The organism is Cupriavidus alkaliphilus (assembly GCF_900094595.1).
GTDB lineage: Bacteria > Pseudomonadota > Gammaproteobacteria > Burkholderiales > Burkholderiaceae > Cupriavidus > Cupriavidus alkaliphilus.
Genome location: NZ_FMAD01000006.1, coordinates 318905 through 339257, shown reverse-complemented (window position 1 = coordinate 339257; position 20353 = coordinate 318905). Strand labels below are relative to the sequence as shown.

Annotated in this window: 21 protein-coding genes; 14 read left to right on the top strand and 7 right to left on the bottom strand. The window is 71.2% G+C overall.

The annotated features are described in order from the left end of the window. Positions 1 to 198 precede the first annotated feature (198 nt). The 9 genes from GA0116996_RS15345 to GA0116996_RS15305 all read left to right on the top strand — a co-directional run bounded on the left by GA0116996_RS15345 (position 199) and on the right by GA0116996_RS15305 (position 9111). Entirely contained in the window at positions 199 to 1182 is a 984-nt protein-coding gene (locus tag GA0116996_RS15345; RefSeq protein WP_092313135.1) for a tripartite tricarboxylate transporter substrate binding protein, read from the top strand. Further along, positions 1179 to 1958: an ABC transporter ATP-binding protein gene (locus GA0116996_RS15340; protein WP_207781256.1), complete on the top strand. Its 780-nt coding sequence runs from the start codon at positions 1179 to 1181 to the stop codon at positions 1956 to 1958. The genes GA0116996_RS15345 and GA0116996_RS15340 overlap by 4 nt, the downstream gene beginning before the upstream one ends. Next, positions 1955 to 2974 carry a PQQ-dependent catabolism-associated beta-propeller protein gene (locus GA0116996_RS15335; protein WP_092313132.1) on the top strand — a complete coding sequence of 340 codons (1020 nt, stop codon included), beginning with the start codon at positions 1955 to 1957 and terminating at the stop codon, positions 2972 to 2974. Before GA0116996_RS15340 ends, GA0116996_RS15335 begins: the two co-directional genes overlap by 4 nt. Then, the gene (locus tag GA0116996_RS15330) at positions 2967 to 4145 is read left to right on the top strand and encodes an ABC transporter substrate-binding protein (RefSeq protein ID WP_092313129.1); all 1179 of its coding nucleotides are present in this window, start codon (positions 2967 to 2969) and stop codon (positions 4143 to 4145) included. Before GA0116996_RS15335 ends, GA0116996_RS15330 begins: the two co-directional genes overlap by 8 nt. A 4-nt stretch (positions 4146 to 4149) precedes the next feature. Further along, entirely contained in the window at positions 4150 to 4980 is an 831-nt protein-coding gene (locus GA0116996_RS15325) for an ABC transporter permease (protein WP_244159883.1), read from the top strand. Beyond that, positions 4977 to 5798, top strand: coding sequence for a quinoprotein dehydrogenase-associated SoxYZ-like carrier (locus GA0116996_RS15320; RefSeq protein WP_092313126.1), 822 nt, complete (start codon positions 4977 to 4979; stop codon positions 5796 to 5798). The genes GA0116996_RS15325 and GA0116996_RS15320 overlap by 4 nt, the downstream gene beginning before the upstream one ends. After that, a complete protein-coding gene (locus GA0116996_RS15315) occupies positions 5795 to 6733 on the top strand; it encodes a quinoprotein relay system zinc metallohydrolase 1 (RefSeq protein WP_092313123.1) in 939 nt (312 codons plus the stop codon). The genes GA0116996_RS15320 and GA0116996_RS15315 overlap by 4 nt, the downstream gene beginning before the upstream one ends. A gap of 195 nt (positions 6734 to 6928) precedes the next feature. Then, a complete protein-coding gene (locus GA0116996_RS15310; protein WP_092313120.1) occupies positions 6929 to 8689 on the top strand; it encodes a PQQ-dependent methanol/ethanol family dehydrogenase in 1761 nt (586 codons plus the stop codon). A gap of 98 nt (positions 8690 to 8787) precedes the next feature. After that, positions 8788 to 9111: a c-type cytochrome gene (locus tag GA0116996_RS15305; protein ID WP_092313117.1), complete on the top strand. Its 324-nt coding sequence runs from the start codon at positions 8788 to 8790 to the stop codon at positions 9109 to 9111. Between the two features lie 107 nt (positions 9112 to 9218). Here GA0116996_RS15305 and pqqE read toward each other — a convergent pair whose 3' ends face one another. The 5 genes from pqqE to pqqA all read right to left on the bottom strand — a co-directional run bounded on the left by pqqE (position 9219) and on the right by pqqA (position 12393). Then, positions 9219 to 10379 (bottom strand): pyrroloquinoline quinone biosynthesis protein PqqE, encoded by a 1161-nt coding sequence (pqqE, locus tag GA0116996_RS15300; protein WP_207781261.1) that lies wholly within the window; start codon positions 10377 to 10379, stop codon positions 9219 to 9221. Beyond that, positions 10351 to 10623 carry a pyrroloquinoline quinone biosynthesis peptide chaperone PqqD gene (gene pqqD / locus GA0116996_RS15295; protein ID WP_012355511.1) on the bottom strand — a complete coding sequence of 91 codons (273 nt, stop codon included), beginning with the start codon at positions 10621 to 10623 and terminating at the stop codon, positions 10351 to 10353. Before pqqD ends, pqqE begins: the two co-directional genes overlap by 29 nt. Next, a complete protein-coding gene (gene pqqC / locus GA0116996_RS15290) occupies positions 10620 to 11312 on the bottom strand; it encodes a pyrroloquinoline-quinone synthase PqqC (RefSeq protein ID WP_092313111.1) in 693 nt (230 codons plus the stop codon). Before pqqC ends, pqqD begins: the two co-directional genes overlap by 4 nt. Further along, entirely contained in the window at positions 11309 to 12238 is a 930-nt protein-coding gene (gene pqqB, locus GA0116996_RS15285; RefSeq protein WP_092313108.1) for a pyrroloquinoline quinone biosynthesis protein PqqB, read from the bottom strand. Before pqqB ends, pqqC begins: the two co-directional genes overlap by 4 nt. A gap of 80 nt (positions 12239 to 12318) precedes the next feature. Beyond that, positions 12319 to 12393: a pyrroloquinoline quinone precursor peptide PqqA gene (gene pqqA, locus GA0116996_RS15280; protein WP_012355514.1), complete on the bottom strand. Its 75-nt coding sequence runs from the start codon at positions 12391 to 12393 to the stop codon at positions 12319 to 12321. An 81-nt stretch (positions 12394 to 12474) separates the two neighbouring features. On the opposite strand from pqqA, the gene GA0116996_RS15275 reads away from it, so the two are divergent. Together GA0116996_RS15275 and GA0116996_RS15270 are read left to right on the top strand one after the other, a co-directional pair. Continuing rightward, positions 12475 to 13410 carry an alpha/beta fold hydrolase gene (locus GA0116996_RS15275; protein WP_092313105.1) on the top strand — a complete coding sequence of 312 codons (936 nt, stop codon included), beginning with the start codon at positions 12475 to 12477 and terminating at the stop codon, positions 13408 to 13410. Continuing rightward, positions 13410 to 14369 carry an MBL fold metallo-hydrolase gene (locus tag GA0116996_RS15270; protein WP_208601252.1) on the top strand — a complete coding sequence of 320 codons (960 nt, stop codon included), beginning with the start codon at positions 13410 to 13412 and terminating at the stop codon, positions 14367 to 14369. Before GA0116996_RS15275 ends, GA0116996_RS15270 begins: the two co-directional genes overlap by 1 nt. Before the next feature lie 21 nt (positions 14370 to 14390). Here GA0116996_RS15270 and GA0116996_RS15265 read toward each other — a convergent pair whose 3' ends face one another. Then, positions 14391 to 16391, bottom strand: a complete 2001-nt coding sequence (locus tag GA0116996_RS15265; protein WP_092313102.1) for a sigma-54-dependent Fis family transcriptional regulator — start codon at positions 16389 to 16391, stop codon at positions 14391 to 14393. A 275-nt stretch (positions 16392 to 16666) separates the two neighbouring features. Here GA0116996_RS15265 and pedF point away from each other — a divergent pair, with 275 nt between their 5' ends. The 3 genes from pedF to GA0116996_RS15250 all read left to right on the top strand — a co-directional run bounded on the left by pedF (position 16667) and on the right by GA0116996_RS15250 (position 19325). Further along, positions 16667 to 17146 carry a cytochrome c-550 PedF gene (gene pedF / locus GA0116996_RS15260; protein WP_092313099.1) on the top strand — a complete coding sequence of 160 codons (480 nt, stop codon included), beginning with the start codon at positions 16667 to 16669 and terminating at the stop codon, positions 17144 to 17146. 57 nt (positions 17147 to 17203) lie between these two features. After that, on the top strand, positions 17204 to 18112 hold the full coding sequence (locus GA0116996_RS15255) for a substrate-binding periplasmic protein (protein WP_092313096.1): 909 nt from the start codon (positions 17204 to 17206) through the stop codon (positions 18110 to 18112). A gap of 205 nt (positions 18113 to 18317) precedes the next feature. Next, on the top strand, positions 18318 to 19325 hold the full coding sequence (locus GA0116996_RS15250; RefSeq protein ID WP_092313093.1) for a YihY/virulence factor BrkB family protein: 1008 nt from the start codon (positions 18318 to 18320) through the stop codon (positions 19323 to 19325). On the opposite strand, the gene GA0116996_RS15245 is transcribed toward GA0116996_RS15250, so the two are convergent. Next, positions 19244 to 20116: a LysR substrate-binding domain-containing protein gene (locus tag GA0116996_RS15245; protein WP_092313090.1), complete on the bottom strand. Its 873-nt coding sequence runs from the start codon at positions 20114 to 20116 to the stop codon at positions 19244 to 19246. The two genes, GA0116996_RS15250 and GA0116996_RS15245, sit on opposite strands and share 82 nt — an antisense overlap. Positions 20117 to 20353: the final 237 nt, after the last annotated feature.

Sequence of the window (20353 nt, the reverse complement as noted above, 5' to 3'; positions counted from 1 at the left end):
TGCCGCCAGCGGGCCAGTGTTCCATCACGGCACAGTGGGGCGCGGCGCATCGCAGCACGCGTCGCTGCGAGGAGGCGGCCGGCAGCCGTGCAGCGCCGGCCCGGCAAGGTCGCGGGGATGCGGCATGCCGTGCTGCATCGCACATGGTATCGGCCTTGCTCTGTCACACCGCATCCCAACCCGGTCCGGTGCTTCGCCATGTTCCGTTGCCTTGCCTGCCTGCTGTCGATGTGCCTCGGCCTGTTGCCGGCGGGCTTTGCGCGGGGCGAGGGCGCGGGCGCCTATCCGTCGCGCCCGGTCACGCTGGTGGTGCCGTGGCCGGCCGGCGGCGCCACCGATATCTCCATGCGCATCCTGGCCGAGCTGGCCGGGCGCGAACTGGGGCAGCCGATCGTGGTGGAGAACCGCCCCGGCGCCGGCGGCACGCTGGTGGGCGGGCTGCTTGCCGCCGCGCGGCCGGACGGCTACACCATCGGCCAGCTGCCGCTGACGGTGTACCGGTTCCCGCATCAGCAGAAGACGGCGTGGCAGCCGCTGCGCGACATCCAGCCGGTGCTGATGATCTCGGGCTATACCTTTGGCATCGTGGTGCCAGCCGACAGCCCGTGGCGCTCGCTGCGCGACCTGATTGCCTGGGGCCGCGCGCACCCGGGCCAGCTGACCGTGGGCTCCACCGGCATCGGCACCACCGCCCACCTGGCGATGGAGGATGTGCTGGGGCGCAGCGGCGTGCGCTACCTGCACGTGCCGTACCACGGCACCGCCGACCAGATGCTGGCGGTTGCCAACGGCTCGCTGATGGCGGGGGTCAACTCCACCGGCTTCGCGCCGTTCGTCGAGGCCGGCAAGCTGCGCCTGCTGGCGGTGTTCAGCGCGCAGCGCTCGGCCCGCTGGCCCGAGGTGCCGACCGTGGCCGAGCTCGGCTTTGCCGACGCGGTCCACAACTCGCCCTACGGCATCGGCGTGCCGCGCGGCACCGATGCCGCCATCGTCAGGCGCCTGCACGATGCCTTCCGCGCCGCCATGCAGCAGCCGCGCCATCTTGCCGAGCTGGCCCGCTACGACCAGCAGCTGACTTACCTGGGCACCGCGCAATATGAAGCCTTCCTGCGCCAGGCATGGGAGACCGAACGGACCTTTGCCGAGCGCGCGGGCACGGCGCGGGCGAAGGAGCAGCTATGAGCGCGCTGCCAATCCAGGAAGCGCCGGCGCTTGCTTGCGACGCAGTGCGCAAGGCGTTCGGCGGCCGCGTCGCGCTCGACGGGGTCTCGCTGTGCGTGCGGCGCGGCGAGTTCGTGGCGTTGCTGGGGCCCAATGGCGCGGGCAAGACCACGCTGTTCCAGGTCCTCAGCGGCCTGTTCGTCGCCGATGCCGGACAGGTCGCGGTGATGGGCTGCGACATGCGGCGCGAGCCCGTGCGCGCGCTGGCGCAGCTGGGCATCGTGTTCCAGCAGCCTGCCATCGACCTGGACCTGTCCGTGCACGCCAACCTGCGCTTCCATGCCGACCTGCATGGGCTGCCGCGCCACGTGGCGGCGCAGCGCATCGCGCGCCTGCTGCAGGCCTTCGGCCTGGCGCCGCGCGCGCAAGCGCCGGTGCGCGAGCTGTCGGGCGGCAGCCGGCGCAAGGTCGAGCTGGCGCGCGCGCTGCTGCATGAACCGGCCATGCTGCTGCTGGACGAGCCGACGGTGGGGCTGGACCCGGCCTCGCGCGCGCAGCTGCTGGCCGAGACCCGGCGGCTGGCGCGGCATGCCGGGGCCGGCGTGCTGTGGGCCACCCACCTGGTGCAGGAGGTGGAACAGGCCGACCGCGTGATCGTGCTCGACCGCGGCGCGGTGCGCTTCGACGGCACCCCGGCCGCGCTGCTGGGTGCCACCGCGGCCGCGACGCTGGAAGCCGCCTTCCTGGCCATGACGCCGTCGGTCGTCCGCGCCGCGCAAATGGAGCTCACCGCATGAACCCGATGCCATCTCCCGCCTGGCTTGCCGGCGCCTGGCTGCTGGCCACCGCATTGCTGGTTGCCGCCGGCCTGGCCGAGGGCGCCCAGGGCGGCGCAGCGCGCGCCGCCACCCGGCAGGTCTTTGTCTCCAGTGAAAAGGACGACGCCCTGACCGCCTACGATGCCCGCAGCGGGCAGCAGCTGGCGGCATGGCGCCAGTGCCGGCGCCCGCGCCACCTGCAGCTGTCGCCGGACCGCGCGCGGCTGTACGTGGCCTGCAGCGACGACCACCGCGTCGACGTGGTCGATGTGGCGACGCGCAAGACCGTGGCGTCGCTGCCGGTCGGGGACGATCCGGAACTGTTCGATCTCAGCCAGGATGGCCGCACGCTCTACGTGTCGAACGAAGAAGACGCGCTGCTGTCGGCCTACGACACCGGCTCCGGCAAGCGCGTGTTCGCGGTGGCGGTGGGCGAAGAGCCCGAAGGCGTCAGGGTCAGCGCGGACGGACGCCAGGTGTATGTCGCCTCGGAGGTGGCCAACCTCGTGCATGTGGTCGACGTGGCCTCGCGCAAGGTGGTGCGCAATATCCGCGTCGGCAACCGGCCGCGCCGGCTGCTGCTGGTGCGCGGCGGCAAGGAGCTGTGGGTGTCGAACGAGTTGTCGGCCAGCGTCAGCGTGATCCGCACCGATACGCTGGAGGTGGTGCAGACCATTGCCTTCGCGCCGCGCGGCATGCGCGCCGAAGACGTGACCCCGGTGGGGATGGCGGCGAGCGGCGACGGCACGCACGCCTATATCGGATTGGGCCGCGCCAACCACGTCGCGGTGGTGGAGGTGGCGTCGCGCCGCGTGCAGGACTACGTGCTGGTGGGGCGGCGCGCGTGGGGGCTGGCGCTGAGCCGCGACAACGCCCGGCTCTACGTCGCCAACGGGCTGTCCGACGATGTCAGCGTGGTCGACACCGCCAGCCGCAAGGCGGTGGCCACGCTCAAGGCCGGCCGCGTGCCGCATTCGGTGGCGATCGATGACTGAGCGGGCGCTGGCGGTGCTGCCCTTCACGCTGGCGGCGGCGCTGGCTTTGCCGCTGCATGCCGCGGAGGTGCGCGTGGCGGTGGTGTCGCTGGACGACGATGCCCGCCACGCGCCGCGGCGCCTGGCGCTGCGCTATCCCGACCAGCCGCAGGGCCGCGCGCTCGACGGCGCCCAGGTGGCGGCGGCGGAAGCGCGCTTTGCGCTGGAGGCCGCGGGCCAGTCGCTCCGGGTCGAGGCGCAGCAGGCCCGCACCGAAGCGGAGGTCGCCACGCTGGTCGCGGCGCTGGCGCGCCAGGGCACGCGCTTTATCCTGCTGGACCTGCCGCCGGCTTCGGTCAGGGCAGCCGCGGGGGCGGTCAGGCCGGGCGAGGCGCTGCTGTTCAATGTCTCGGCCGACGACGATGCGCTGCGCGGCGCCGGCTGCGCGCCGGTGCTGCTGCATACGCTGCCGAGCATGCGTATGCGCGCCGACGCGCTGATGCAGTACCTGGCCGCGCGCAAGTGGCGCCGCGCGCTGCTGCTGAGCGGCCCGTCCGCGGCCGACGCCGCGCAGCGCGACGCGCTGCTGGGCGCGGCGCGGCGCTTCGGCATTGCCTGGAGTGCGCAGCGCGCGTTCCGGCTGTCCAACGATCCGCGCGAGCGCGACCAGGCAAATGTCAGGCTGCTGACCGGTGGCGCGGACTACGACGTGGTGGTGGTGGCCGATGCCGATGGCGAGTTCGCGCGCGGCCTGCCCTACGCCACGCAGTCGCCACGCCCGGTGGTGGGCGCCAGCGGCCTGGGCGCGCAGGCCTGGCACTGGGCCTGGGAGCGCAACGGCGGGCCGCAGCTCAACCGGCGCTTCGCGCGCGCCGCGGGCCGGCCGATGACCGGCTACGACTGGGCCGCCTGGGTCGCGGTCAAGGCGATTGCCGAGAGCGTGGTGCGGCAGCCCGCGGGCTTTGCCGCGCAGGCGCAGGCGCTGGCCACGGGGCAGGTGGTGGTGGACGGTTTCAAGGGCCCGCCGCTGTCGTTCCGGCGCTGGGACCGCCAGCTGCGCCAGCCGCTGATGCTGGCGCACCCGGACGGCGTGATCGGCACCGCGCCGGTCGAAGGCGTGCTGCATCCGAAGAACAATCTCGACACCCTGGGCGCCGACGAAGCCGACACGGCGTGCCGCGCCCCGACCTGACACCATGACCATGCCCGCCACCATGCCACCGTTGATGCGCCATCGCTGGCGCGCGCTGCGCGCCGTCTGCGGCCGCGAGCTGCGCAAGTACCTGCGCCAGCCCGGCCGGCTGCTGTCGTCGCTGGTGCGCCCGCTGCTGTGGCTGCTGGTGTTCGCCGCGGGCTTCCAGAACGCGCTGGGCGTCGCGATCGCGCCGCCGTACGACAGCTACATCGAATACCAGGTCTATGTCGCGCCCGGGCTGCTGGGCATGATCGCGCTGTTCAACGGCATGCAGTCGTCGCTGGCGATGGTGTACGACCGCGAGATGGGCGTGATGCGGCTGCTGCTGACCGCGCCGCTGCCGCGCGGCTGGCTGCTGGGCTGCAAGCTGGCGGCGGGGACGATGCTGTCGCTGCTGCAGATGGCGGCGTTCGTGCTGGTGGCGGCGGCCTTCGGCATCCGCTTCGCGCCGCTGCACCTGCTGGCCGGCCTGGGCGCGATGACGCTGGCCGCGCTGATGCTGGGCGCGCTTGGCCTGCTGCTGTCGGTCCATGTGCGCCAGCTGGAGAATTTTGCCGGCACCATGAACTTCGTCATCTTCCCGATGTTCTTCATCAGCTCGGCGCTGTATCCGCTGTGGCGCCTGCAGGAGTCGGGCGCCGAGGCGGTGTACCAGCTGGCGCGGCTGAACCCGTTCACGCATGCGGTCGAGGCGATCCGCTTCGCGCTGTACGGGCAGCTGGCGCCGCACAGCCTTGCCATCGTCGCGGCCTGCGCGGTGGTGTTTTTCGCGCTGGCGCTGCGCGGCTACGACCCGCAGCGCGGCATGGCGCGCCGCGGGGCGCCGGCATGACCGGCCGCCGCCAGGACATGGCGCTGCTGGCGTGGCTGGCGTGGCTAGGGTTGGCCGGCGCCACTGTGTCAGCCGCGCCCGGCACCGGTGCCGGGATCGTGCACGACGATCCGATGCAGTCGCCGCAATGGGCCTGGATCCACAAGGAACTGCTGCAGCAGGGCCCGGTGGTGTTCGACAGCCGCGTGCGCGTCACCGGGCCGGCCTTTGCCGAAGACCCCATGCGCGTGCCGATTGCCTTCGACGCGTCGGCGCTGGGCGAGGTCGAGCGCATCGTGGTGGCGGTGGACCGCAACCCGATCCGCCCGGTGCTGGCGTTCGAGCCGCTGCGGGTGCGCCCCTCGCTGTCGTTCCGCTTCAAGCTGGAGCAGGCCTCGCCGGTGCGGGTGGCGGCGCGCACGCGCGACGGCACCTGGCATGTCGGCAGCACCTGGGTCGACGCCGGCGGCGGTGGCTGCACCGTGCCCGGGGCGACCCGCCGCGACGGCAGCTGGAGCCGCACCCTCAACCGGGTCGAGGCGCGCGTGTTTCCGGGCCTGGGTCAGGGCGAAGGCCAGGGCCAGGCCGGCGCGCGCGTGCGGCTGCGCGTGATGCACCCGATGGACACCGGCCTGGTTGCCGGCATCCCGGCGTTCCATCTCGAGACCCTGGTGCTGGCCGACGCGGCGCGGCAGCCGCTGTTGCGGCTGACCCTGCACGAGCCCGTGGCCGAGAACCCGATCTTCTCGTTCGACCTGCGCGAGGCGGTGGTGCCGGGGATGACCGTGGCCGGCCACGACAACAACGGCAACCGCATCGCGGCGCGGGTGTCGCCATGAAGCCGGCGCTGCTGTTGCTGTGGCTGGCCACGGCTGCGGTCCTCGCGGCACCCGCGCAGCCGCCCGACTACCGCCTGGCCCCGCGCGAGATCGGCGCCGGCGTGTGGCTGCTGGAAGGCGCCAATGCCGACTTCGCGCCGGCCAATGGCTGCAACATCATCAATACCGCCTTTATCGACACCGGCGACGGCGTGGTAGTGATCAACACCGGCCCGTCGCGCGAATATGGCGAGCAGCAGCGCCGCGCCATCGCCGCGCTGACCGGCGCGCCGGTACGGCTGGTGCTGAACCTGAACCTGCATCCCGACTACTTCTTCGGCAACCAGGCCTATGCCGACGTGGGCGCCAGCGCGCTGCCCGCCACCCTCGACGGCGCGCGCCGCGAAGGCGCGGCCTATGCCGACAACCTCTACCGTCTGTGCGGCGACTGGATGCGCGGCACCGAACCCGCGCCGCCGGTGCACGCGCTGGCGCCGGGCCCACGGACGATCGGGCGCCGCACGCTGGAACTGATCCGCCTGGAAGGCCATACCGACGCGGACCTGGTGCTGCTGGACCGCGACGCCGGCATCGTCTTTGCCGGCGGGCTGGTGTTCCGTGAGCGCATCCCGACCACGCCGCATGCGCACATCGGCCGCTGGCTGGACAGCCTGGCGCGGCTGCAGGCGCTGATGGAGCAGAGCGGGGCGCGCCTGCTGGTTCCCAGCCACGGGCCCGCGCTGGGCGGCACGGAAGCCATCGCGCAGACGCGCGCCTACCTGCAATGGCTCGACACGCGCCTGCGCGAGGCCGCGGCGCAGGGACGCGACCTGGCCGAGGTCATGGCCATGCCGGTGCCCGAGCCCTTTGCGCGCTGGGGCGCGCTGCCCGCCGAGTACCTGCGCAACGTGATCCATCTCTACCCGGCGCACGAGGAAGCCGCGCTGGCCCGCTGAAGGCGCCGGCTTGGGCTGTTCAATTCTGGCGCAGCTGCAACGCAGTGTTGCACGCTGGCGCGGGCCGCAACCGTGCGGCGGGCCTGCAGGGCGCGTGATCGGGCCCCGGCCCACTGGCATGGGATTTGCCATTTGCGTGCTGGTGTGTGGCGCAGTGGCGCACCAGCGAAATCCAAAACAAGAGAGGAGATGGCAATGAGGACGTTACGAGTAGGGCTGGCGGTCGCGGCAATCGCGGCCGCCGCGGCGAGCGTTGCCGCGCAGGCGGCGCAGGCGACGGTAAGCGACGCCATGATCGAGAACGACGCGAAGTCCCCCGGCGACGTGCTGTCGTGGGGTATGGGCCCGCAGGGCCAGCGCTATTCCACGCTGTCGCGCATCAACACCAAGAACGTGGGCCGGCTGGTGCCGGCGTGGTCGTTCTCGTTCGGCGGCGAGAAGCAGCGCGGGCAGGAATCGCAGCCGCTGATCCACGACGGCAAGATGTTCGTCACCGCCTCGTATTCGCGCATCTATGCGCTCGACGTGAAGACCGGGCGCAAGCTGTGGAAGTACGAGCACCGCCTGCCCGAAGGCATCATGCCGTGCTGCGACGTGGTCAACCGCGGCGCGGCGCTGTACGACAATCTGGTGATCTTCGGCACGCTCGACGCGCAGCTGGTGGCGCTGGACCAGAACAGCGGCAAGGTGGTGTGGAAGGAGAAGCTGGAGGACTACGCGGCCGGCTATTCGTACACGGCGGCGCCGCTGGTGGCCAAGGGCCTGGTGCTGACCGGCATCTCGGGCGGCGAGTTCGGCGTGGTCGGGCGCGTCGACGCGCGCGATGCCAAGACCGGGCAACTGGTATGGTCCCGGCCGGTGGTCGAAGGCCATATGGGCTACAAGTACGACAAGGACGGCAACAAGACCGAGATCGGCATGACCGGCACCCAGAACGCCAGCTGGCCCGGCGAGACCTGGAAGACCGGCGGCGCGGCCACGTGGCTGGGCGGCACCTATGACCCCGCGACCGGCCTGGCCTACTTCGGCACCGGCAATCCCGGCCCGTGGAACAGCCATATCCGCAAGGGCGACAACCTCTACTCCGCGTCGACCGTCGCGCTCGATCCCGCCACCGGCAAGATCGTCTGGCACTACCAGAACACCCCCAACGACGGCTGGGACTTCGACGGCGTGAACGAGTTCGTCACCTTCGACCTGGACGGCAAGCGCATGGGCGGCAAGGCCGACCGCAACGGCTTCTTCTACGTCAACGATGCCAGCAGCGGCAAGCTGGTCAATGCCTTCCCCTTCGTCAAGAAGATCACCTGGGCCACCGGCATCGACCTGAAGAGCGGCCGCCCCGACTACGTCGCCGAGGGTCGCCCCGGCGACCCGGCCGCCGCCAACGGCGAGAAGAAGGGCAAGTCGGTGTTCGCGGCGCCGGGTTTCCTCGGCGGCAAGAACCAGCAGCCGATGGCCTACAGCCCGCAGACCGGCCTGTTCTACGTGCCGGCCAACGAATGGGGCATGGACATCTGGAACGAGCCCATCAGCTACAAGAAGGGCGCCGCATTCCTGGGCGCGGGCTTCACCATCCAGCCGCTGAACGATGACTACATCGGCTCCCTGCGCGCGATCAACCCCAAGACCGGCAAGATCGTCTGGGAGGTCAAGAACGGCGCGCCGCTGTGGGGCGGCGCCATGACCACCGCCGGCGGGCTGGTGTTCTGGGGCACGCCGGAAGGCTACCTGAAGGCTGCCGACGCCAAGACCGGCAAGGAGCTGTGGCAGTTCCAGACCGGCAGCGGCGTGGTCGCGCCGCCGGTCACGTGGGAAGAGAACGGCGAGCAGTTCGTCGCGGTGGTATCCGGCTGGGGCGGCGCGGTGCCGCTGTGGGGCGGCGAGGTGGCCAAGCGCGTGAATTTCCTGGAGCAGGGCGGCTCGGTGTGGGTATTCAAGCTGCACAAGAGCTGAACATCAACGGGTGAAACAGCCGCGCGCACGCCATCGCATCGCCCGATGCGGGGCGTGCGCGGGGCACGGTAGCAACAGCATCGGATCGGGATACAGGTATGAAGAAAGAATGGATGGCGCTGGCGGCGGCTGGCGCGATGTTGCCGGCAGCGGCGCTGGCCGCCACGTCGGCGGAGATGCAGGCGCTGGCTGACAAGAACGGCTGCTTTTCCTGCCATGGCATGCAGTCGAAGCTGGTGGGGCCAGGGTTTGCCGAGGTGGCGGCGCGCTACAAGGGCGACAGCCAGGCGGCCGCGTCGCTGGCGAAGAAGATCCGCGAGGGCGGCAAGGGGACATGGGGCCGGATCCCGATGCCGCCGCATGGCAATCTGGGAGAGGACGATGCGAAGAAGCTGGCGGAGTGGGTGCTTGGCGTCGGCTGAGCCAGGGCGGTGCGTCGGCGCCGGCCGCTGCGTCGGCCGCGGCCCCGTCGCGGTCATGGGCGGGCGGCGCAAGACCCGCGTGCGGCGGCGCCGGCGCGGGCGCTGATTCAACGCTCGCCGCGCCCTGCGCTCAATCTCAGCGAGTTGCCGTCGCTGCGAAACACCATCGGGTACTCGCGCGCTTGCGCCGCCGCCAGCCGGCCCTCCAGCACGATCTCGCGCAACCGCCCGTGCCCGGGCGCCTGCGCGCAGGCGGGGTCGGTCGCGGCGGCATCGCCGGTGACCAGGAAGGCCTGGCAGCGGCAGCCGCCAAGATCCGCTTCGCTGTGCTCGCACGAGCGGCACGGTTGCGGCATCCACTGCGTGCCGCGAAAGCGGCGGAAGGCGTCGCTGTGCTGCCAGATCTGGCGCAGCGTGTCGGTCTTGACGTTGGGCAACGCCAGTTCCGGCAGCATGCGCGCGGCATGGCACGGCAGCGCGGTGCCGTCGGGCGCCACGCCCAGGAAGGTGGTGCCCCAGCCGTTCATGCATTTCTTCGGCCGTTCCTCGAAATAATCCGGCACCACGAACAGGATCTGGCATTGCCGGCCGATGCGCGCGCGGTACTGCCGCACCACGGCCTCGGCCTCGCGCAGCTGTTCCCGCGTCGGCATCAGCGCCAGCCGGTTCTCCCAGGCCCAGCCGTAATACTGCGTATTGGCCAGCTCCAGGTATTCCGCGCCGAGTTGCAAGGCCAGCTCGATGATGGTGCCGACGTGCGGCAGGTTGTGCCGGTGCAGCACGCAGTTCATCACCATCGGATAGCCGTGCGCCTTGATCAGCCTGGCGACGCGCTGCTTCAGCTCGAACGTGCGCGTGCTCGACAGGAAGTCATTGAGCTCGCGCGTGGAGTCCTGGAACGACAGCTGGATATGGTCCAGGCCCGCGTCGCGCAGCGCCGCCAGGCGGGCGTCGGTCAGCCCCACGCCGGAGGTGATCAGGTTGGTGTAGAAGCCCTGGCCGCGCGCATGGCGCACCAGGGTTTCCAGGTCCTTGCGCAGCAGCGGCTCGCCGCCGGACAAGCCCAGCTGCACCGCGCCCAGCGCGCGTGCCTGGGTGAACACGTCGCACCACTGCGCGGTATCCAGTTCCTCCGCATGGCGGGCATAGTCGACCGGATTGGAGCAGAACGCGCAGTGCAGCGGGCAGCGGTAGGTCAGCTCGGCCAGCAGCCACAGCGGCGGGCCGGGCGGCGCCGGCTCAGACCAGCCAGCCGCGTTCGGTGGCATGTTTGACAAAGGCATGGACCTCCGGCGCGATGCCCTGCACGCCGAAGGCGGCCTGCAGGTCGTCGATCAGCATGTCGAGGGTATGGTTGCCGTCGCAGCGCTGCAGGATCGCGGCGGCGCTGTCGTTGAGCGTGACCATCCCTTCCGGATACAGCAGCACCCAGCTTTGCTGCGAGTCCTCCCACTGCAGGCGAAAGGTGCGGTGCAGGGTCGGGGTGGCGAGGTCTTGGGTGCCGGCGGTCATGGCTGGGCCTGCTGGATGGCATCGAGCATCGACCACAGCACGTCGAGCTTGAACTGCAGGATGTCCAGTGCGCGCTGCTGTTGCGCGGCACTGCGGAAATGATCCAGCGTCACGCGCAGGCCATGGTCGACATCGCGCTGCGCCAGCGGGATGCGCGAGCGGAAATAGTCCAGTCCGCCGGCCTCGATCCACGGGTAATGCGTGGGCCAGCCGGCCAGCCGTTCCTGGTGGATCTTCGGCGCGAACATCTCGGTCAGCGACGAGCACACCGCTTCCTGCCACGGCGCGCGGCGCGCGAAATTGACATAGGCGTCGACGGCGAAGCGCACCCCGGGCAGCACCTGGCGGTGGTTCAGCAGTGCGTCGCGCTCCAGGCCGACGGCCTGGCCCAGCCGCAGCCAGGCTTCGATGCCGCCGGGCTCGGTGTCGGTGCCGTCATGGTCGAGGATGCGTACCACCCACTCGCGGCGCGTGGCGCGGTCGGGGCAGTTGGACAGGATCGCGGCATCCTTGAGCGGGATGCTGGCCTGGTAGTAGAAGCGGTTGGCCACCCACGTGCGGATCTGCGCGGGCGTGCATTGGCCCGCCGCCATGCGCCGGTTGAAGGGATGGTGGATGTGGTAGGCGCTTTCGCGGGCGCGCAGGCGCGCCTCGAATTCGGCCGGGGTCCAGGCAACGGTGGCTGTCATAGCGCGATTTCCATGCCGTCGTAGGCCAGCTCGATGCCGTGCCGGGCCAGCTCGGCATGCTCGGGCGAGTCTTCGGCCAGCACCGGATTGGTGTTGTTGATGTGGATGAGGATCTTGCGGCGGGCGGGCAGGCGGTCCAGCACCTCGATCATCCCGCCCGGCCCGGACAAGGCCAGGTGGCCCATGTCGGCGGCGCTGCGCGCGGAGTAGCCCAGTGCCTGCATTTCGTCGTCGCGCCAGAAGGTGCCGTCGACCAGCACCACGTCGGCGCGGCGCAGCTGCGCGAACACATGGTCGTCGACCTGGCCCAGGCCCGGCGCGTAGAAGGCGCTGCGGCCGCTGCGGCGGTCTTCGATGCGCAGGCCGATGTTGTCGCCGGGTTGCGGTGCGTGGCGCCTGGGAGAGTACGGCGGCGCCTTGCTTTGCAGCGGCACCGCGGTCAGCGCCACGCCATCCAGCGGCGGCACCGAGAACGCCGTGCCGTCGCAGGGCAACACATGGCACTGCAGTCCGCAGTAGTGCGACAGGATGCGCGTCAGCGGGAACGCCCCGGCCAGGTCTTCTAGCACGCTGGCGCTGGCATAGAGCGGCAGCGCGCGGCGGTGTTCGCGCAGCATCAGCAGGCCGGTGACGTGGTCGATCTGCGCGTCCATCAGCAGCACCGCGGCGATCGCGGTGTCGCGCCCGGCACGGGCGGGTTGCAGCGCGGGGGTCTGGCGCAACTGCTGCAGGATGTCGGGCGAGGCATTGACCAGGATCGCGTCGGGGATCGCATCGGGGCCGTCGCCGCACAGCGCGATCGACGATTGCGTGCGCGGGGTGGCGCGCACGGTGCCGCGGCGCACGCCGTCGCAGTTGCGGCAATTGCAGTTCCATTGCGGGAAGCCGCCGCCGGCGGCCGATCCCAGTACCCGGATGGTTGTCATGGCGCGAGCGCTCGAGGGGGGATCACGGCCGCCCGCGCAGGCGCCGGCAGCGGCGCCCGCCCGCGGCACGCCGCGGCCGGTCAGCGGTTGGCGATATACATCGTGATTTCAAAGCCGAGCCGCAGCTCGGTGTAGGCGGGCGTGGTCCAGGTCATGTCGGTCTCCTTTGGCATGGTTAGTGATTAGCGTTGCGGCATGGCAGCGTGTCTGCCGCAATGCCTGGAAAGGCAACAACCATGCCCGACGCCACCCTGGACCACACCGTCTTCCACCTGCGCACGCCCGACGCGCAGCGCCTGCATGTGCGGCTGAGCGGCCCGCCGCACGGCGAGCCCTGGCTGGTCCTGCACGGCGGGCCGGGCAGCGGCTGTGCCGCGTCGATGGCGGCATGGTTCGACCCGCAGCGGCACCGCGTGGCGATGCCCGACCAGCGCGGCGCCGGCCGCTCGACCCCGGCAGGCAGCCTGCGGCGCAACAATGTCGGCGCGCTGCTGGCGGACCTGGAACAGCTGCGCGCGACCCTGGGCATCGCGCGCTGGGGCGTGGTCGGGGGATCGTGGGGCGCGGCGCTGGCACTGGCCTATGCCGCGCGCTATCCGCATGCGGTCGCCGCGCTGGTATTGCGCGGCGCGTTCCTGACCGGGCGCGACGACGTGCTGGGCTTGTTTGCACCGCGCGCCGGCGGCGGCCTGCTGCGCCGCGTCGCGCCGGCGGGCGAGCGGCTGCCCGAGGCGCGCGCCCGGCTGCTGACGGTGTCCCGACTGTTGCAAAGTGGGACGACTGTTCAAAAACGGGACACCGCGGCGGCGTGGCGCCGGCTCGAGCTGGATCGGCTCGGCCTGCGCGACGTTGCACAGCGGCGCCGGCAGTCCGCACGCGAGCGGCTGGCCACGGTACGCAAATACCGCATCCAGGCGCACTACCTGCGCCACCGCGCCGGGCTGGGCAAGCCGGCGTTGCTGCGCGCGGCGCGGAACATCGCGGCGCACGGCCTGCCGGTGACGCTGCTGCATGGCAGCGCCGACGCGGTGTGCCGGCCCGCCAACGCCCTGCGGCTGCGGCACGCCATGCCGGCCGCGCGGCTGGCCTGGGTCGACGGCGGGCACCTGGCGGACGGCGCCATGCGCGACGCACTCGCGCACGCGATCCGCGCCAGCGCCTGGCAGCGCTGATGGCTACGCGCCGTGCCTTTCTCGGAACCACGCTGGCGCTGGCGCTGGGCGCCTGGCGGCCCGCCACGGCGGCCGGCACGCGGGTCGTGCTGGACCCGCTGCGGCCCGGTGTCTACGTCGCCCGCGCCGACAACGCCGAAGCCATGCGCGCCAACGCCGGCGCGGTGGTGCCGACTCTGGTCCATGTCACGCGCGCAGGGGTGCTGGTGGTCGATCCCGGGCCGCAGGCGGCGTGGGGCAGGGCGCTGCTCGGCGCGATCCGGGCGCTGACGGCGCAGCCGGTGCGCTGGGTGGTCAACACCCACGCCCATCCCGAGAACGTGCTGGCCAATGCCGCCTTTGCCGGGCTGCGGCCGCGACCGCGGTTCCTGGCGTCGGCCGCCACCGCCGCGTTGATGCGGCAACGATGCGAGGCCTGTCTGGCCAGCCTGAGCGCGCAGCTCGGGCGCACGGCCATGCGCGGTACCGCGATCGTGCTGCCGGAGCCGGCGTTGCAGCACGGCGCCTGGCTGCACACGGGCGGAACGGTGTGGCAGGTGCAGGTGCATGCGCCTGCCCACAGCGCGTCGGATACCGTGCTGCACGCGCCGCAGCTGCGGCTGCTGTGCGCGGGAGGGCTGGCGTACCGCGGTCGCGTGCCGGAGATGCAGGAAGCCTCGCTGCAAGGCTGGCGCCAGGCGCTGCGGCAACTGATCGCGCTGCCGGCGGACATCGTGGTAGCCACCGCGACCGGCACGCCTGCGCAGACGCTGGTGCCGACGCTGGCGTATCTCGATGCGCTCGCGCACGGCATTGGCGCCGCGCTGGCGGCGGGTCGCGATGCAACCCAGGCGGCCGATGCCGTGGCGGCCGGGCCGTTCCGCCACTGGCGCCATTTCCCGACGCGCCATCCGCTGAACCTGCAGCGCGCCTGGCGCCAGCTGGAAGACGCGTGGATGCAGGGCGAGCCGCCGGCCTGAAGCCGGCATGCGCGTGCCGGGTCAGCCGGACTGCTGCGGCAGCCCGCGTGCCTCCTCCATCTTGCGGTAGACCGTGTTGCGCGAGATCCCCAGCGCCTTGGCTGCCGCCGAGATATTGCCGTTGTGGGCCTTGACCGTGGCCACGATCGCCATCGCCTCGACCTCGGCCAGCCGCGTGGGCTGCATGCCTTGCGCCATCGCCACGGCCGGCGCGGCCGCGGGCGCCTGTGCCTGCGCCTCGCGCAGGTCATCGAGGAAATCGTCGGGCAGGTGCTCCTCGGTGATCTCGGCTTCGCCTTCGGCCATCAGCTGCGCGGTGCGCAGCAGGTTGCCCAGCTGGCGGATATTGCCCGGCCAGTGGTAGCGGCGGAACAGTGCCATCACCGCGTCGCTGATGCGGGGCGCGTGGTTGTCCGCACCGGCCGCTCCGCCGCCGTGCTGCTGGTGCAACAGCTTGCCGGCGACCACGTCGAGGTCGCTGCGCTCGCGCAGCGCCGGCAGCCGCACCACCAGTCCGTTGAGGCGGTAGTACAGGTCTTCGCGGAACTGCCCGCTGGCGACCAGGTCGCGCAGGTTGCGGTTGGTGGCGCATACCACCGAGACGTCGATGTGGATCACCTTGCTGCTGCCCAGCGGCGACACCGCGCGCTCCTGCAGCGCGCGCAGCAGGCGGCCCTGCAGGTGCAGCGGCATGTCGCCGATCTCGTCGAGAAACAGCGTGCCGCCGTTGGCCAGCAGCATCTTGCCGATGCCGCCCTTCTTGCGCGCGCCGGTGAAGGCGCCTTCCTCGTAGCCGAACAGCTCCGACTCGATCAGGTTCTCCGGGATCGAGGCGCAGTTGACCGCGATGAAGGGACCGGCGCGGCGCCCGCTGTCGGCATGGATGGCGCGCGCCATCAGCTCCTTGCCGGTGCCGGTCTCGCCCAGCACCATCACCGGAATGTCCTTGCCGATGACCTTGCGCAGCTTGCCGATCACGGTGCGGATCTGCGCGTCGCCGGTGTCCAGTTCATCCAGCCCCGGCGAGGGCGCCGGGCCCGCCGCCAGGCTGCGCGGGATGCCGGTGGCGCCGCCCGCCCCCGCGTGGCGTGCCTCGGTGCCGCCGGACAGCGCCGCGGCCGGGGTTTTCCATTCCACGCGCGCGCTGACCTTGACGCCGCTGGGCAGGTGCAACGGGACGATGCCCGCATGGGCCGCGCGCGCCGCGTCGAACAGCTGCGACATCGACAGCCCGAACAGCGACGAGAAGGTATGCGCCTGCAGCGCGCCGTTGGACAGGCCCAGCTGGAACTGCCCGCTGCGGTTGGCCGACAGGAAGCGTCCGCCGGGCGTGAACGAGACGATGCCCTCCACCAGCGTGCCGAGGAATTCGGCGCGCGAATGGAAGCGAATGCACACCATGTCGCGGAAGGCATTGCCGAACAGCTGGTTCTCGATCATCTGCGCCGACATCCGCACCAGCGCCATGGTGTGCTTGTGAAAGCCGCGCTGGTCGCCGGTCACGTCCAGCGCGCCCACGGTCTTGCCGTAAGGGTCCAGGATAGGCATGCACGAGCAGGTCAGGAACTGGTTGGCCTCGAGGTAATGGTCGGCACCGTGGACCAGCGTGGCGCGGTTCTCGGCCAGCGCCGTGCCGATGGCGTTGGTGCCGCGGCGCGCCTCCGACCACTCCGAGCCGGGGCGCAGCGAGATCTTGTCGGCGCGGGCGAGGAAGTCGTCGTCGCCCATGGCGTGCAGGATCAGGCCATCGGCGTCGGTCAGCACGATCATGCTCTGGGTGTCGACGATCTGGTCGTGCAGCGTCTCCATCACCGGCAGGGCATAGGTGAACAGCGACTGGCTGCGTTCGATCCGGGTCTTGAGCTCGCTCTGCAGCACCGGACAGAAATCGGGCGACTCATAGGGGCGCAGGCCATAAGACTCCGAGCGCTGGTGGGCCTGGGCAATCAGCTCGGCACGCTCGTGCCCGGCGTCACCGGGGGCGTCCGCGCGCGGACGGGCCGGATCCGGCTGGATGGTCATGTCTCGGTCTCCTTGTGGAAAATCCGCCCGCGATCTTTGCGCGGGTCGCCGCCGGCCGCGCCAGGCGCGGACTCGGCAGTGTTGCGTGGTGAAGCAAAACACTTGCCAGGGTGTGGCATTCCGGGACACCGCGGCGGCACCGCAACGTTGCCGGGGCGAATTCTGCCCGGCAAACGCGGCACTTCGGCGGTATTTGTGCCGCGCCGCCGCCTTGGTATGGCTCTTGCGGAAATGGGAGCAAACATAAGCCAGCCCCATCACTGTAGGAGACATCCATGAAAACGCAGCACCGCCTGCTCGCCTTGCTCTCGCTTTGCGCGTCCCTGACCGCTTTTTCCGCCGGCCCGGTGCTGGCCCACGGCGATGTCACGCCCCAGGCTGTCGATACCAAAGCGTTACCACAGCTGGGCGACGAATGGCGTCCGGACAATCCCTACCGCAGCGGCGATGCGCACAAAGAGGCGCTGCGCATCGGCTCGTCGGCCTACAACCAGAACTGCGCGCGCTGCCACGGGCTCGAGGCCGTGTCGGGCGGCATCGCCCCCGACCTGCGCAAGCTGGACGGCGACTGCGTCGCCCTGGCCGACGCCAAGAAGAAGCAGGCCTGCCAGAGCGAGATCTCGCAGTTCTATGCCACCACCGTGCGCAAGGGCCGCACCCGCGACGGCCGCGTCTACATGCCGCCGTTCGACGGCGTGCTGAGCCAGGAGGCGGTCTGGGCCATCAAGACCTACCTGGAATCGCGCCACGAGTAAGCGCGGCGCCAACGCCGTCGATGCCGCCGGTCCCCTTCGTCCAACTGGAGCAATGCCATGCCTGACAGCCCTGTCCGCGGCCCACGGCTTACCTTTTCCGTCCTGCCCGCACCTTCGGCGCGGATGCTGCGCTGGCTTGGCGGCATCCTGCTGGCTGCCGCCGCCTTGCTCGGCGTGTCGCCGGCGCATGCCGACCTGGCCCGGATCCGCCAGGCCGGCACGCTGAAGGTGGCGGTGTACAAGGGCCTGCCGCCGTTCTCGTCGCTGGCCGGCAGCCAGTACGCCGGCATCGACGTGGCGCTGGCGCAAGCGCTGGGCAAGGCGCTGGGCCTGTCCGTGGCGCTGTTGCCGTTCGATGCCGACGAGAACATGGCCGACGACCTGCGCGCGATGGTCTGGCGCGGCCATTACCTGGGCTACGGACCGGCCGACGTGATGCTGCACGTGCCGGTCGACCGCGCCTTCATGCGCGCCAACGACAAGGCGCTGATCGTCGCCCCCTACTACCGCGAGACCTTCGTGCTGGTGCGGGACCGCGAGCGGGTACCGGACGTGCGCGGCCTGGAAGACCTGGCCGGCCAGCCGACCGGAGCCGCCGCGGGCTCGGCCGGGGCCAACGCCCTGTTGTCCGCCGGCGGCGGCGCGCTGCGCGACCGGGTCAGGATCTACCCCGAACCCGGCCAGGCGCTGCACGCGCTGTTCTCCGGCGAGATCGCCGCCGCGCTGGTGACGCGCGCGCAGTATGAAAGCGCGCTCAAGGCCGGCAGCCACGCCGCCAGCCGCTATGCCGCCAGCGAGATCAGCGCGCCGCTGCTGCCGGCGCGCGGGTGGGCCGTCGGCATGGCGGTCAAGGCCGGCGAACGCGAGCTGGCCGAGGCGCTGCAGTCAGCGCTGGACACGCTGCGTGGCAACGGCGAGCTGGCCCGCATCTTCGGCGGCTACGGGGTGTCGATGCAGGCGCCGTGAGGCGGGCGTTGTAAAGAATGCACGCGATCCGGCACTGCGGGGTCGCCAGGCCGGCGCGGGCCTGACGCACTCGCGGCTGCCCGGGGCGGCGCCGGTAGCGCCCTGGCGGCGCCGTGGCGCCGCGCCTGCCATCGCCGCAGCACATGGCCGCGGGCAGGAACGGGAATTGCGGGGGCAGGGCAGTATCGTGACTGGGGATCGAGCGATGCCTTCCATTTCGTCGGTTCTGCTGTCCTCGCCCCGCGCGCTCTACGGGCTGCTGCGGGATACCGTCAACGCCTGGGTGGAAGACTACGCGCCCAGCATGGGCGCGGCGCTGGCCTACTACACGGTGTTCTCGATCGCGCCGCTGCTGCTGATCGTGATCTCGGTGGCCGGCGTAGTGTTCGGGCACGAGGCCGCGCGCGGCGAAGTGGTGGCGCAGCTGCAGGGGCTGCTCGGCCCGGAAGGGGCCAAGACCGTCGAGGCGATGCTGCTGGCGGTCAGCAAGCCCGCGGCCAGCGCGCTGACCGCGGTGGTCGGCGTGGTGGTGCTGCTGATCGGCGCGACCACGGTGTTCGCTGAACTGCAGTCGGCGCTGGACCGGATCTGGGAGGTGCCGGAGCGGCGCAAGACCTCGGGCCTGTTCGCCTTGCTGCGCGCGCGCCTGCTGTCGTTCGGCTTGATCCTGGGCGTGGGCTTCCTGCTGGTGGTATCGCTACTGCTGAGCGCGGCTATCTCCGCGCTCAACCGCCTGTGGGGGCCGCTGTTCGGGGCCGAGGAACTGATCGCCCATGTGCTCGACACCGTGGTCAGCCTGGTGCTGATCACGGTGATCTTCGCCATGATCTACAAGATCATGCCGCGCGCCAAGGTGCGCTGGCCCGACGTCTGGCTGGGCGCGGCGGTGACGGCGCTGCTGTTCACGCTGGGCAAGTTCCTGATCGGCCTGTATATCGGCAAGAGCGGCGTCGCCAACGGCTACGGCGCCGCCGGCTCGCTGGTGGTGCTGCTGCTGTGGGTGTACTACTCCGCGCAGATCTTCCTGCTGGGGGCGGAGTTCACCTGGCAGTACGCGCGCCGCTACGGTTCGCGCCGCCACGAAGCCGCGGCCGAGCGCGAGCGCGAGCTCGAGCGCGCCAGGGCCCAGTCTCAGCCGCCGCCCAGCGCCACCGCGAACAGCGCCGAGATCAAGGGCCGCTCCTTGCGCACCCCCAGGCAGCACAGGGAATAGTCGATCGACAGCAGCGGCTCGTCCACCGGCACCACCTGCAGCCCCGGCAAGGGGATGCATTCGATTTCGGTGACGAAGCTCAGCCCCATGCCGCTTGCCACCGCATGCAGGATGGCCTCGCGGCTGTTGATCTCCATCACGCAGTGCAGTGCCACGCCATGCTGCGCGCACGCGCGCTCGACGCGGTCGCGCGTCTTCGAGCCCGGCTCGCGCTGGATCACGGGTTCGCCGGCGAGGTCCCGCAGCGTGACCGTCGTGCGCCCCGCCAGCGCATGGCCCGCCGGCATCACCGCGACGATGCGTTCCCTGCGATAGGGCACGACATGCAGGCCCGCCACCGGGTCGGGCTCGGCAAGGATGCCGGCGTCGATGTCGAAGTCCTGCAGCCCGCGCAGCACCGAAGCCTCCGAGCCGATGGTGACGGTCAGCTCCAGCGCCGCATGCGCGCGGCGGAAACTGCGCGCCAGCCCCAGCGCGATCGGCGGTGACACCGCGCCCACCCGCACCAGCCCGGTCTTGAGCTTGTGTGCGCTGTGCAGGAACTGCATGGCTTCCTCTTCCTGCCCGAACAGCCCCTGCGTGATCGCATAGAGCCGCTCGCCGGTCTCGGTCAGGCGCACGCCGCGTCCGCTGCGCACGAACAGTTCCACGCCGAAGCGCGTCTCCAGCGCCTTGACCTGGTCGGTCACGGTAGGCTGTCCGATATGCAGGTATTGCGCCGCGGCGGTGAAGCCGCCGGTACGCGCCACCGCATGGAAGCAGCGGATCGACTTGTAGTACTGGTGGAACATGGACGGCGGAGTCTTGGATGGGGGCTGGCCGCCGCTGCGGCGGCGTGTCCGGCGAGTCTCCCACAGCCGCGCGCCGACGCGTACAGGGTTTCCCCGAGGCCGGCGCGGCGCCGCGGCGATCCATCGGTTTTGGCGCAGCCGGGTATCAAAGATGCGATTGGACCGGGGCTTTGGCGTCTCCCACACTTCTGGCAACCCGGGCGCGCGGCGCAGGCCGCGGCCCCAACGCTACCCGAA